This is a genomic window from uncultured Allobaculum sp. (genome assembly GCF_948576815.1).
GTDB lineage: Bacteria > Bacillota_I > Bacilli_A > Erysipelotrichales > Erysipelotrichaceae > Allobaculum > Allobaculum fili.
This window is the reverse complement of sequence record NZ_CAPAEZ010000018.1, coordinates 1-11940: the sequence shown is the minus strand read 5'-3', so window position 1 is coordinate 11940 and position 11940 is coordinate 1. Positions and strand designations below refer to the sequence as shown.

Here is an 11940-nt window from a genome sequence, read left to right as displayed (position 1 = left end):
TCATTCTCCCTTCTTCTGCTTCTCCTGCAGATACTTCTTCATGGCCCGGATGTAGGGATTCTCTTCCTTCTTCCGGGTCTTTCTGGTTTTGGATGTTTCCCGCTTCAGTTCCTTTTCGTAGTCGAACAGGTCGTTCATCCGGTGATAGATGAGCCGGCCTTTCCTGTCCCGGAGCGTCGCCTTGTTGTTGGCAAAGGCCTGCGCATGGATCCAGTATTCCCGGTCGATGTTCTTGAGCCTTTCAGCCTCACAAAGCAGCCGGTATTCCTTCATGTCCAGATTCAGGACCTGCTCCATGGTGTTGTGTCCGAAAAAGCGAAAACAGGTAACAGCGGCATCTTCGATCAGTTCGTCTATGCGGAAAGGCTGGGAGTTTCCGTTGTCTGCTCCGTGATGATCCCCATCTTTTTCAGACGCAGCCTGCAGACATTCGCTTTCGACAAAAAACTGATGACCTCATTCAGCAGTGCCTCGGGGTCTTCGCAGTCGTCCTCGATGTAGGATTCAACCGCCGTCCGTTCCAGAGCGGGCTTCTGCCCGGCATTCAGCGCCCAGATCAGGTCCACCAGATAGCGCAGGTCTCCTGTGTCCCGGGCCATGACGATGGCGTTTGCCAGACCCATGTCGATTTCGGAATCTCCGGCAGCCCGGCGGTCCATAGACTCGATTTTTTTCAGGAATGCAAAGGAAGCCTTGAGCGGATAAGTTTTGTTGTTGATGGTGATTTCCATGTTTTCCTCGTCTTTCTACAAAAATAAAGGAGCCGTGGTGCGGCTCCTGTTGTTGGGTCGTGTCTAGGCTGCGGACTTTTTCAGCACGTCTTCGAAAACGTACTGCGCCATTTCCTGCTGTTCGGCAGTCAGGGTGGCAAAGCCGTGCTGCGGTTTCTGTTCGCCGCCAAAGTCGATGGACAGCTCCGCAAAGTCCTCGGAGTTGGAAGATTCCTCGATATTCGTGATAAAGCCCTGGGCGTACTCCGCCTTGAATTTTCCGGAGTTTTCTCCGCTTCCGGCTTCGTCCATGTTGATTTTCCAGATCTCGAACTTTTCGTCGTTCATCATGGCGTCCTGGTATTCCTGAATGGTGGCGTCACCCTTGGGAATCAGAGAAGTCAGGGAGTATTCCACTTCCGCTGCACCCGGGACACGGACAGTGCCGCTCTTGGTCTTCACGGTGTCTGCATCCTTGGAAATGCTGCGGCTGCCTTCTGTCTGCCATGCCAGCACCTTTGCATTTTCTTCGGTCTGCTTGGACAGCAGCCGCAGAGCAAAGATGATTTTGGACCCCTGAACGGGATCCCCATCGGCAAACATCTGCAGGTCGATGATTTTCTTGGTCATTGTTTTTTCCTCCAGTATTTGTATTCAAAGATAAGGACCCCATGCATCAAGGGGTCCTGTGTTGTGTTGTCGGGAATGACTGATTCCTCGCATCCGCTCAGGCACCAGCCAAAGTTGTCTGTTTCGTTGATGGACCTTGCCAGCGCTTTGGTCTTCAAGGCCATGAGGCTCAGGTCTCCACGCCTTCTGGGGTTGTTCATCCAGATATTCACGGTGATGGAGATTCGGCCAAAGGCCGCTCCTTTGACCATAAATTCTGCGATGTCCTGAGTGTCTCCCAGATGCACGAAAGGATAGGGGGTACCTTCCGGCGGCAGGTCTCCATCAAACACAGAATCCGGCCACAGGGACCGGAGTTTGAGAAGCATCGCTGTGTACAGTTCCTGGGATGCCAGCATGTCACAGCTCCTTCATGATGAGTTTTTTCATATCGTCCAGAAACACCTCTTTCTGCTGGTCGAATGCCGGTTTCATGTAGGGCTGAGCCGCCATGAAGCGGGTGCCCATTTCCACATACTCCGCGTACTCCGCCGTTGCTGCCACCTTGCCGGTCATTCCGCCGTTGGCGATTTCAGGAAGAATGGATCCTTGCAATTGACCGGTCGAATAAGGATGGCTGGGACATGGATAAGGTGCATTGGCTTTTGCTTTTCGGGTCAGTTCTGCAGTGTTAAGCTGCACGATTCTGGCGATTTTCCCCTTGTTGACGGGGGTCATGAAGTTCTTCGGAATCTTCATCTTAACCTTGAGTCTCATCCCGGGACCTCAGAAACGATAAACGTCTGCTTGGTCCTAAGCGTCCGCATGAGGTCGATTTTGTAAGTCTTCCCGTCGATGCGGATCAGATCCGGCTGCTTCCAATGTCCCATGACATGCAGAGTCTTGCTCCCCTGGGGAATTTTGTCATAGAGCAGATTCAGCATGTCTGTCCCGGTGTCCATGACAGTGGCCCACACAGGAAATGTGTGTTCCTTATCGGTATAATTGCCCGTTTTTTGGTCATAATCGCCGGGGATGCGCTTAACGAAATAGACTTTCTGGTCGTATCTCATATGAACCGGACCTTTCTGGAAACGTCTCCGGCATGGGCTTCTTTCCATGCCTCGATGTCGTTGGCAAAGGCAGCAAAATCATCCGTTGCCTGGTAGGTGATACTCTCCCCTTCCACGTTGTGGGATGACATGCCTTCGGATCCAATGCGGTTAAAACGCAGGACAGTCACCTCGGTGACGATATAGGCCAAAGCGGCCGGAACTTCATCCGTGCCCAAAAGAGAGCACAGACGCTGCTGCACCAGCCGCATGATGGTCATCAGCTGCGGATCCCTGTCAGTATCGGTAAATCCCAGCAGCGCCTTGATCTCTTCCAGCACGGTGTTGCCTATTCTGTTTTAGCCGCTTCTGCGGTCACGGCAACTTTGATGACGGCGGACAGGTCTTCCGGGAAGAACTTGACGCCGGACATCACCAGAGTGTCCACGGTTGCACGGTCAGTAGCCAGGCTGTGAGTCATGCCAACCAGTCCGGTCTGGTCAGAAGTCAGGCCAAAGGTGTTGGCAACTTCGCCGTTGGATGTCGGGATGTAGGCGCAGAACAGGTTTTCCTTTGCGGTGGCAACCACAGTGCCAGCGGTCAGGGCCGGAGTGATGAAGGTGTCGCCCATGCCCAGGAAGTTTTCGATGTAGGACATGCCGAAAGCAGTCTGCATGGTCACCTGAGCGGTTGCCAGATACTTAGCAGCATCGCCGGTACTGATGAAGTAGATCGGGGTAGCATCCACATCATCAAACTTCGTCTGCACAGCTCCCCATGCGGCTGCCATGGCTGCCTGCAGGCCGTGAGCGACAGCCGTTGCAGTGCCGGTTCCGGTGCCCAGCAGCGTGAAAAAGCTGTCCTTGATGTCCTTCTGGATGGACTTGATGAGTACCTGGTCAGTCTGGTCAACAGCAGTAGTTCGGCCGATTTTCTGGATCGCTTCTGCGGAAGTCGCTTTGCGATACTTACTCAGGGCAATCTCGAAGGTGTTTTTCAGCTTGCGCTCGATTTTTGTCAGACCGATGACTTCGCCTTCTGCTGCTGCAGTCGTCGGCTTGGTCTTGACCTTCGTTTCGTACATTTTGATGGTGGTTCCCACCGCCATGGGGATCATTTCGTTGACGGAGATGACACGCAGCAGGGTGCTGATGTTTTCAGACATCCGGCTGGTCAGGTCAATGGAGACTGCCGGTTCCAGGTCAGCTGCGGCGGTCAGGTTGGTTTCTGCAGCAAACAGCTGCAGGTCGATTTTTTTGGTCATTTTTCCTCCTAGTTTTTAAAGAGTTCCATGTTGTCGCTGATGAGTTTCAGGCGCTTTGCACGGTCCTTCTCTGCCATGATCTGTTCTCTGGTCAGGGTGGAAGTGGCTCCGGCCTTGGGCTCAGTGACATGCACCCGCTTCTTCACGGCTTCATCCACGGCAGCATCAAAAGCCTTCGTGAATTCGTCGATGGACGCCTTCGTTTCTTCGGCGTCTGCTCCGATCAGGCGGGAAATCACAGTGTCTGCGAAGGAGTAACCGCGTGTCTGCAGTTCATCGCGGGCAGCCTTCATCATTGCGTTTTCCTGTTTTTCCAGCTCGAACCGGTGGACCTTTTCTTCCAGGTCCTTCATCCGCTGGGCATTGCGTTCAGCCTCAGACATGTTTTTCAGCCGCTCAGCTTCAGCGGCTTCCGCTTCTTTCCGGGCTTTATCAGCAGCCTTTTCCTGCTCCCTCTTGATGCGGCCGGCAATCAGCTGGTTGATTGCTGACTGCTGCGCATCTGTCAGGGACGCAAGAGGATCCTGATTCTGTCCAGGCGGCTCGTTTCCCTGGGGAGCTGCGGGAGTCGTTTCTGCTGCGCCCTCGGCAAAAAGCTGGAGGTCGTAGCGCGGGTACAGAGATTTGATAAATTCGGTCATGTTTTTCCTCCTAGAGTTTTCGGGGTCTTCCTGTCTGGACCACTGTTTCTGCGGAATTAAAAAGGGCTCCGCAGGAACCCTCCAGCTTTTAACGCCTTCCGTTCTGGGCGATGTTGTCATCCGTCAGGATGTGATGACCTTGATGTGTTTGGGGTAGTCGTCTGCAACGGCAGAGACTGATGTGATAAATGCTTTCATGAGCAGATTGGATGCGGAGTCAGGGTAACTTATTGTCAGAATGTATCCTTCTTCGGTTTCGTCCACATCCGCAAGACAGTCAGAGTGCGCGTTCAGAGATGTCACAAGACCGCCATAGAGAGCCGAGACAGCGGCGCAGACAATGTCCGTGCCCTTTGGTGCGTATCCGGCATGCCCAGTGATCTGACAGGCTGTGAGGCCTTTTGTGGTGATTTTAATCACAGGGCACCAGCTTTCTTCATGGTATTGATGATTTTCGGAAACTGCAGCGCAAAGAAATCCGTCATTTCCTCATTCATGGCCCAGTGCTCAGATTTTTCACTGTTGTAACCAAGGCCAGACTCAAACAAAAAGGCATGAATGATCTCATGCCTCAGTGTTTGTTTTGTGTATTCAGCCTTCCTGTCTTCGGTCTCATCCCAGTCGGATAGATTGGAAATCAGGATCCGATGGGTCAGGTAATCACAAACCCCATCATGCCCTGAGCCATGCAGGTCCTTGTGCTCCGGATCTGCACTGAGAATTTCGTATTCAGTCCCCAGAACCTTAACCAGGGCGATCGTCTTACTCTCCATCTTCCTTGATCGCCTTTCTGACAGCCTTCTTCAGCTTGTGCTTTCTCCTCAGATCGCCAATCCACTCAAAAGAGGTAAGTAATCCCGCGAAAATAAGCGCCAGGAATCCCAACACAAGGACAAGCGCCCAGGGGATCCAGAACGGAGACAGCACCCATAGCCACGGTATGGCTGTCAGGTTCAATGCTTTCAGGATAACCAGAACGGTGCCCAGAAAATAAAACCAGCTGAAACCGAATTTTGTGTCTTTGTCTTCCTTCATATGTTTCCTTTCTTCAAAAGATAAAAGAGCCTCGTGGCTCTTACGTTGCCCATTAAAAAATAGGAATCCAGTCTCTTGCTTCCTTCAGCATTTCATGCACTTTCTTCATCTGCGAGTTTTCTTTCAGAAAATCAACGCCTTTACGGGTAATGGTCATCCCTTCGAGGCCCCCAACGATTCTTCCGAACTTGGTTTGCCGGATGGTTGGTCCCTTAACAAATCCATCTTCCAGCGCCTCTTCAACGATAGACAGCCAATACGATTCATTAACGCCCAATGTTGCAGGCGAAATATCATCCAAATTGGCGGGTTTTCCATTTTTCAAATCGTCATATAATCCGTAAAGAATCATAAACAGCACTTTTCCGTAGTCGTCTTGTGGCATAGAAATCGTTCCTCACTTTCGTTTTTGGGTAAAAAGAAAAGCCCTGAATTAGGGCTTTTCACAAGCTAGACTTTCGCGGTTTTAATACCATATAAAATCGGCACTTTCCGGATAATTATCGGCTTTAATCATCATTTCCAAAAATTGAATCACTTTTCCAAAATAACTGTAAGTGCGGCTATTATCCTCTTCGTTTGGCTGTCTTTGAAGGATTTCTCCTGTGTTTACATCTACCGTGACATGTCCAATGTCGCTAGGATCTCGGTAGTAATAGTCTGCGCTTAAACGGTTATTTGTTTTTTTTACGTTCTTTACGCTTATCATAATAATCTCCTGAATCCTTGGAATAATTATACTCTTTTTCAGCTAAGTCATGGGCTTCTCTATGCGATAATTGCGGATTCTTTTTTTTGATATCAATTTCTAATAATTCGTGATTAATCAAGGTTAGATCGTGAGGTTCAATGTTTTTACCCTCTGCCAACCTTTGCCAGCTTTGAGCGATAGCTGCATCAGCTGAGAATCTTTCATATTTATTTGTGAAAGGATTTAACCACGATTTGTCGTTGAATAAATAATCCTTAACAGCCAAAACATCTTCTTCGGGAACGTTGATTCTTTTAGCTATTTTTTTATAATCTGTTGTCTTATGCCTGATCTCTTCATAATAGTTTTCTGCCCATTTTGTTGCTTCCTTTGAATTCGGGTCAATTATTCTCGCCCCTGTCACATTCAATCGCGATTTAGATTTCTTCCACTCATCCCAGGCAATGCCTGACTTCTCATAATCAGCCATCCATTCATCAAAGTGTGAAACATCCTCATCGGATATCTTGTCGATTCCAAGATCCTTCTCCATCTGTTCCCGGTCAACCGCAGGAGCAGTGAAGCACCGACAGTTGGGATGAAGTGGCGGAGCGGTCTTCCCAGGCTCCATTTTCCGCATAGGATAAGTGCGTCCGTCGTGCTTTCTGCACTCTGGACAGCAGCTTGGATTGGTCAGGTACATGAAGTCGTTGAAGCCGCATTTTTCGTATGCGTCCTGTTCGGCTTGTGTTTGCACTCTGGCCAATTCTGTCCTCATGAGACGAGAAGCCTGCGCTTTAGTGGTGTTCCCAATTTTCTGGAGCTTCCGTGTGAACGGCGCTGCCCCTTTGCCAAGGATAAGGCACTCGGACAGCGCTTTATTCAGCTGCCGCTGCAGGAGCGTCTGCTGTTTTCCCCAGATCCGCTTGGAAAACTCCTGTCCGTGGAATGACGCCCTTGCGATGGTCTCCACCATAGGCTGCACATCATCCAGAACGGTGTTCCCGAGGATCCCTGCCTGGTGTTCGAAAGTCTCATAGGTTCGCTGCCACAGTGCCATGTCGATGGTCTCTTCTTCCTTGGATTGAGCCTTCAAAATGCGCAGTTTCATCTGCGACTTGAGCATTTCCAGCCTGCTGATGCGCATTGTTGCGTTGTATCTGAGCATTTCCTCGTTGGCTTCATTCGAGAAGTAGATGGAAGCCCGCTTGTCTGTGCCTTCCGCAAAATCCTTCGCTGCCAGTTCGCAGTAAAACTTCGCCCTTGTGGCGTACCACTCGATGTCAGTCTTGCTCAGGTACTTTCTGGCTTCTGCCATGGTCATTTCGGCGTTGTTTGCGAAGCGACTGTAAAACAGTGAAATCTCTTCATCCAGTTCCATTAACATTCGCTCATAGATTTGGTCAATCTGACTGTCCCAGTCCTTTTCTTCTTTTTTCAGACGTTTGAGGTTTCTTTCTTCCCGTTTCCGCCAGTATTCGTAACCTTCCGAAACCGCAGTCATGACTGCCTCTCATCGTCATCTTCCGGATCTTCCTCATCGTCTTCATGCTCGTGAGCATTGAAATCGTCCAGCGGTTCCGGCTGGGCCTTTTCTTCTTCCTCGATGCGCTCCAGTTCAGCCTGGACGTTGTCCACGATGGACAGGGTTTCCAGCTGTGTCTGTCTGGATACGATGCCTGACAGCTGTGCGGCCGTCTGAGCCTCTTCCAGGGCGTTTGCAGGCAGGTTCGGTGTGAATCTGTACCTGAGTTTTCCCCAGTCGTCAGCTTTTACCTTGCCGTTGATGAGAGGGTGAGAAAACAGCAGCTGCCACCGCCGGTTCATGCCGGATTCGAACTTCCTCTGTTTCGCCTTGAACAGGTTCAGGGTGTTCAGCAGCTTGTACTGCATCGCAATGCCACTGGAAGTGCCGAATTTCTCATCATTGATGTTCGGTACCATGCAGATCTGGTAAATCAGCCGCTCCATCGTCGTCAGCAGATGCTCCTGGGTTTCGTCGGCATTCGGTTTGCCCATGAACTCCACCACCAGCTGTTCGCCGCCGATGTTTTCGAGGTTGATGATGCGCTGATTCCGCAGCTCCAGCTTGTCGGCTTCATCCATCTTTGCTCCGAGGATCTTCAAGTAAGCGTCTGCGAAGTAGTCAACATCGTTGGCTTTTTCTGATAACGCTTTGTTGAATCCGTTTATCAGCGTCATGGCTGATTCGTAGATGCCCTGCCGCTCGTCGTTTTCGATGAACTCTGCAGCTGGCACTCCATCAAAGTTGTGGGGGACAGAATCTGTGATTTGATAGCTGCCCTCGTTGCGCTTGAAGTAATAAATGTGAGTGGCATCAGAGTAGGATCCAACTTCCTCATCGTCAGCATTTTTGTACCAGTGCACGAAATATAGCGGGTCTTCCACAACGCCTTCGTCGTAGATCATGAACGCTTCTGTCGGTGGCAGGTAGGTGATGCCCAGTGTCTTGTTCCGGGTCACGAAGTACATCTCGTAAGCCTTGCCGTAGATGGATGTCAGCTTCGCCAGTTCGGCGTTGTTGTCGTCCTGGTCATTCATGTTCTGCACCTGCTCCACGATTTCAGCGATTGCTGTTTCGTCGCATGTGGTTTTCACCGGATTGCCGATGAAAAATCCGTTGAATGTATCGACAATGTACTTTGCGAAGTTCACGACCAGCCGGTTGTCCGGCTTGTATTGCGGCTTTGCTTTCTGGTTCAGGATCGGGTAAACGCCCTTGTAAGCATCTCCCAGGGGCTTGTATCGCATGGCGACCTGAGCCTTTGCTTTCGCGATATACTCCGCCAGAATGTCCGGCGTCATCTGTGTGTCTCTTGAGATTCTAAAAATCATATGACCTCTCTTCCACCCGGTTCAACCGGACCTTCCTGTCTTTGCGCCACTCCTCGACTCCGTATCTCAGGGCAGCGATGGCATCGTCAAAAAAAGGAACCGGGTCATCCAGATAGGTGTTGGACTTCTCGTCCTTCTTCCACTTCCACTGACTCAGTTCCTTGATCGTGTTTTTACATGATGGATGGACAAAGATTCTCCGTCCCTTGAGCCAGTCAATCTGTGATTTGACTGAATTTGGCTCCTTGCTGACAGGCTGGCACTTGTATCCCGCCCGCCGCCACATCTTGATGCGGTCAGGCTCCGCGGAATCAGCCCAAATCCGGCGATTCTTTGGCAGTCCCTGTTTGTTGGCAATGTCTATCCACTCTTCATTGTCTTTTTCGTAACCGTAAATTTCATTCAGGATGAAAATGTCACCGTCCCGGTATCCCAATGTCAGGATCGCCTGGGCGTGATTGTATCCAAAGTCCATCCCGATGCAGATGTCGGAATAATCCTCGAAATTTCGGCTGATGTCGTCTGATTTCCAGTTCTGGAGAATCAGCCCGGCTGTTTCGCCCCATTCGCCTACAATTCTGTTGCGAATTAGCCGCTCCCGCTAATTCTCTGCATGTTTCCATGCAGTTCAGACTATATCTTGACCCTTTTCAGAGCCCCTGCTGTTTCGAATTCGCTTGAATCCTACTCTACTCACTTCTACAAAAAGCACGGTATCCAACCGTGCTCTCGTATGTTTTCGATAGTCGTTACACTCAAACAATATATTTCCAATAATACCCGCACGACGAAGTTGACCGTCCTTTTAAGGCTGATCTGATTGCATCTGGATTGCCCTTTAAGGTTCTCGCAGCTTCTTCTATGCTTGAGAACTCAACAACAGAACCGGTTATTTTGTTTGTTCCTTGGATAGGCTTACACCTTTTTGGTTTTGCCAGCCCTGTTCTATATGCGTGCTTTGAGTTTTCACTGCAGGTTACCCATTCCAGGTTCTCGACGCTGTTGTTCGCTCTGTTCCCATCCTTGTGGTTTACTTGTGGTTTTCCGTCTGGGTTAGGAATAAACGTTTCAGCGACTAACCTGTGTATCGACACAACTTTTCTCTTGTTGTTTTTCCATAATTCGACATGATACATGGGTTTTGGATGTCTCTTGGTTAATTTTGAAGAATGCAATGTCAGAAGCCTTTCATTAAACGTTCTATCCCAATCGTTGTAGGTCTTAACTGTTCTTTTTAATGACTTGACCTTTCCAGTATTAGACACTTCGTACAATCCTTCGTACCCTGTAACCGGCTTCCAAATTTCATCCATCTTATCACCCCATATCATTTTACCATATAAAATATGGGGTGTTTTAAATACATTGTTTTAGCTCGGGGTTGCCCTCGTCTTTCTCGTTAGGGTTTTCACCGAATTAAGCAGGTTTTACATGACCTCAGTTTTTTAGGTTGAGCCATACACTCTGTATCCTTCCGGATCCCGCTCTTTTCGCATCAGCATCCGGCGATGGTAAGCCTCGTCGATGAAGCGGTTTTGGAGATAGTTGCTCTGATGTGTGAACACATCCGGGTGCTGGATGTCGAAATACTTAGATTTTATCCAGTGCGTGGCCGAAACCGGGTTAAAACTGAACGTCATCTGGTAATACAGATTTGGATTAAACGACAGATCGCCTCGAAGACGGTCATCCAGGATGTCCACATCGGCCTCATACAGCTCCGTGGCTTCCTCTATCCATATCCACGTCAGTTTTCCGTTGGCAAAGGTGATGGATTTCACTTTTTCGCGCTGTCCGTCATCCTTCATGCCCCGGAAAATGACCATGTTGCCTGTGATTTTGCAGATCAGCTCCATGGGGTTCTGACGAATCTGCCAGTAAAGCTCTGCCTGCTGACCGAATATCTTGTAAATGGCACTCCGCAACTCTGCATAGGTGCTGTCCTTGTTGGAAGAATCTACTTTTCGGACACACAGCAGGTTTGCGCCTTTATATTTCGGATCCGAAAGCTTGAGAATGAAGTCCTGGGCGATGTTTACGCTCTTCCCTGACCCGGCACTGCCTTTGGCCAGTCTGTACCGTTTACGGCAGGCATTGAAGTCCTTGAACGAAGCATTGAAACCAACTTTAACTGTCTTCGCCATAGTCGACCTCTATCTTGATGCCCAGATCACCGGTCAGATTGACGTTCTTCTCAAACAGTCCGTGAGCCTTTCCCAGCAGTTCAGCGGCCTTGTTGCGGTCCCTGGAGCTCACCCTGACCTCTTTTGCGATTCCGTCCATGGTCAGCAGTTCGTCCTGCTGTTCACCTCTCATGACTGCTGTCAGGTACTCCATGACTTCCTGTGCATCGGCAGTCTTTTCTGTCTGGATCTCTTTCATTCGCTGCCGGATGTACTCTTTGACATCGGGGTTATTCATCAACCTGCAAGAGTTTGCGTAAGCCGCATTTTCGCTTTTGGTGTTTCTGTAAACAGCCAGATATGCCTTGCCGGCCTGGAAGCCGTTGGCAAGGTATTCGTCTGCGAACATCTTCTGTTTGTCTGTCATGTCGGCCTCCTTTCCGGGTTCCTTTGCAAAAAACCGACAGCCGTTGAAATGGGTAGAACGGCTGCCAGTTTTGAGAAAGGAAATTTATGAAGATAGGGCCCTACAGGACTCGAACCTGCAACGGTCATGCGACCGCCCCGCCAGATGGTTAAGGGCCCATGTGTCCACCCCTCAAAACCGGAGACCATAGGCGACGCAAATGCGACATGGAAAAAGCTAAAGGTGTTCATCACCATGGTCTCCAGATTTCAGGGGTAGATCCTTTGCGGCAAAGCAAAAAGGACGCACACGGTACCATGCACGTCCTTGGTGTCATTGCCTTGGTCCATTTTCTGGACACTATCATTTTACACCCTTGACCAGGGTGACTAGTCACCACTTTCAGAGGATTTTATCCAGTTCCCGGTACAAATGGCTGTGGATCTTTCCCCTGGCGTAGCCGTACTCCTCTGCGATGCGATCTAGAGACTTTGATGTGTGATACAGGTCATGCAGCATGGACTGGTCTTCCGGGCACAGCAGGCTGGCTTTT

Annotated in this window: 20 protein-coding genes and 1 tRNA gene; all 21 read right to left on the bottom strand. The window is 49.9% G+C overall.

Features of this window, described 5'->3' with window-relative positions; all coding sequences use genetic code 11:
- The 21 genes from Q2J39_RS03770 to Q2J39_RS03670 all read right to left on the bottom strand — a co-directional run bounded on the left by Q2J39_RS03770 (position 1) and on the right by Q2J39_RS03670 (position 11566).
- Positions 1–297, bottom strand: coding sequence for a hypothetical protein (locus Q2J39_RS03770; protein ID WP_276907001.1), 297 nt, complete (start codon positions 295–297; stop codon positions 1–3).
- Positions 298–353: 56 nt separating this feature from the next.
- Positions 354–731, bottom strand: coding sequence for a tail assembly chaperone (locus tag Q2J39_RS03765; protein WP_276907003.1), 378 nt, complete (start codon positions 729–731; stop codon positions 354–356).
- A 63-nt stretch (positions 732–794) separates the two neighbouring features.
- Entirely contained in the window at positions 795–1340 is a 546-nt protein-coding gene (locus Q2J39_RS03760; protein WP_289068914.1) for a phage major tail protein, TP901-1 family, read from the bottom strand.
- On the bottom strand, positions 1337–1738 hold the full coding sequence (locus tag Q2J39_RS03755) for a hypothetical protein (protein ID WP_289068915.1): 402 nt from the start codon (positions 1736–1738) through the stop codon (positions 1337–1339). The genes Q2J39_RS03760 and Q2J39_RS03755 overlap by 4 nt, the downstream gene beginning before the upstream one ends.
- Position 1739: 1 nt before the next feature.
- On the bottom strand, positions 1740–2057 hold the full coding sequence (locus Q2J39_RS03750; protein WP_289068916.1) for an HK97-gp10 family putative phage morphogenesis protein: 318 nt from the start codon (positions 2055–2057) through the stop codon (positions 1740–1742).
- Positions 2058–2092: 35 nt separating this feature from the next.
- A complete protein-coding gene (locus tag Q2J39_RS03745; RefSeq protein WP_276905130.1) occupies positions 2093–2392 on the bottom strand; it encodes a hypothetical protein in 300 nt (99 codons plus the stop codon).
- Positions 2389–2712 carry a phage head-tail connector protein gene (locus Q2J39_RS03740; RefSeq protein WP_276888475.1) on the bottom strand — a complete coding sequence of 108 codons (324 nt, stop codon included), beginning with the start codon at positions 2710–2712 and terminating at the stop codon, positions 2389–2391. Before Q2J39_RS03740 ends, Q2J39_RS03745 begins: the two co-directional genes overlap by 4 nt.
- 8 nt (positions 2713–2720) lie before the next feature.
- Complete coding sequence (locus Q2J39_RS03735; RefSeq protein ID WP_276905128.1) at positions 2721–3635, bottom strand: hypothetical protein; 915 nt, start codon at positions 3633–3635, stop codon at positions 2721–2723.
- 8 nt (positions 3636–3643) lie between these two features.
- Complete coding sequence (locus Q2J39_RS03730) at positions 3644–4276, bottom strand: DUF4355 domain-containing protein (protein ID WP_276905126.1); 633 nt, start codon at positions 4274–4276, stop codon at positions 3644–3646.
- A gap of 123 nt (positions 4277–4399) precedes the next feature.
- Entirely contained in the window at positions 4400–4696 is a 297-nt protein-coding gene (locus Q2J39_RS03725) for a ribosomal-processing cysteine protease Prp (protein WP_276905124.1), read from the bottom strand.
- Positions 4693–5049, bottom strand: a complete 357-nt coding sequence (locus tag Q2J39_RS03720) for a hypothetical protein (protein ID WP_289068917.1) — start codon at positions 5047–5049, stop codon at positions 4693–4695. Before Q2J39_RS03720 ends, Q2J39_RS03725 begins: the two co-directional genes overlap by 4 nt.
- Complete coding sequence (locus tag Q2J39_RS03715) at positions 5039–5311, bottom strand: hypothetical protein (protein WP_276905121.1); 273 nt, start codon at positions 5309–5311, stop codon at positions 5039–5041. The genes Q2J39_RS03720 and Q2J39_RS03715 overlap by 11 nt, the downstream gene beginning before the upstream one ends.
- Before the next feature lie 52 nt (positions 5312–5363).
- Positions 5364–5696 carry a YjcQ family protein gene (locus Q2J39_RS03710; protein ID WP_276905120.1) on the bottom strand — a complete coding sequence of 111 codons (333 nt, stop codon included), beginning with the start codon at positions 5694–5696 and terminating at the stop codon, positions 5364–5366.
- Positions 5697–5777: 81 nt separating this feature from the next.
- Positions 5778–6020 carry a hypothetical protein gene (locus tag Q2J39_RS03705; RefSeq protein ID WP_276905119.1) on the bottom strand — a complete coding sequence of 81 codons (243 nt, stop codon included), beginning with the start codon at positions 6018–6020 and terminating at the stop codon, positions 5778–5780.
- The gene (locus Q2J39_RS03700) at positions 5986–7506 is read right to left on the bottom strand and encodes a minor capsid protein (protein WP_276905118.1); all 1521 of its coding nucleotides are present in this window, start codon (positions 7504–7506) and stop codon (positions 5986–5988) included. Before Q2J39_RS03700 ends, Q2J39_RS03705 begins: the two co-directional genes overlap by 35 nt.
- Entirely contained in the window at positions 7503–8828 is a 1326-nt protein-coding gene (locus Q2J39_RS03695; RefSeq protein WP_289068918.1) for a phage portal protein, read from the bottom strand. Before Q2J39_RS03695 ends, Q2J39_RS03700 begins: the two co-directional genes overlap by 4 nt.
- A 19-nt stretch (positions 8829–8847) precedes the next feature.
- Complete coding sequence (locus tag Q2J39_RS03690) at positions 8848–9333, bottom strand: terminase large subunit (protein WP_289068919.1); 486 nt, start codon at positions 9331–9333, stop codon at positions 8848–8850.
- A gap of 280 nt (positions 9334–9613) precedes the next feature.
- Positions 9614–10171 (bottom strand): NUMOD4 motif-containing HNH endonuclease, encoded by a 558-nt coding sequence (locus Q2J39_RS03685; protein ID WP_276905112.1) that lies wholly within the window; start codon positions 10169–10171, stop codon positions 9614–9616.
- 132 nt (positions 10172–10303) lie between these two features.
- Positions 10304–11002, bottom strand: a complete 699-nt coding sequence (locus tag Q2J39_RS03680; protein WP_289068920.1) for a PBSX family phage terminase large subunit — start codon at positions 11000–11002, stop codon at positions 10304–10306.
- The gene (locus Q2J39_RS03675; RefSeq protein WP_289068921.1) at positions 10986–11408 is read right to left on the bottom strand and encodes a terminase small subunit; all 423 of its coding nucleotides are present in this window, start codon (positions 11406–11408) and stop codon (positions 10986–10988) included. Before Q2J39_RS03675 ends, Q2J39_RS03680 begins: the two co-directional genes overlap by 17 nt.
- 94 nt (positions 11409–11502) lie before the next feature.
- Positions 11503–11566 (bottom strand) — tRNA-OTHER (locus Q2J39_RS03670).
- Positions 11567–11940 lie beyond the last annotated feature (374 nt).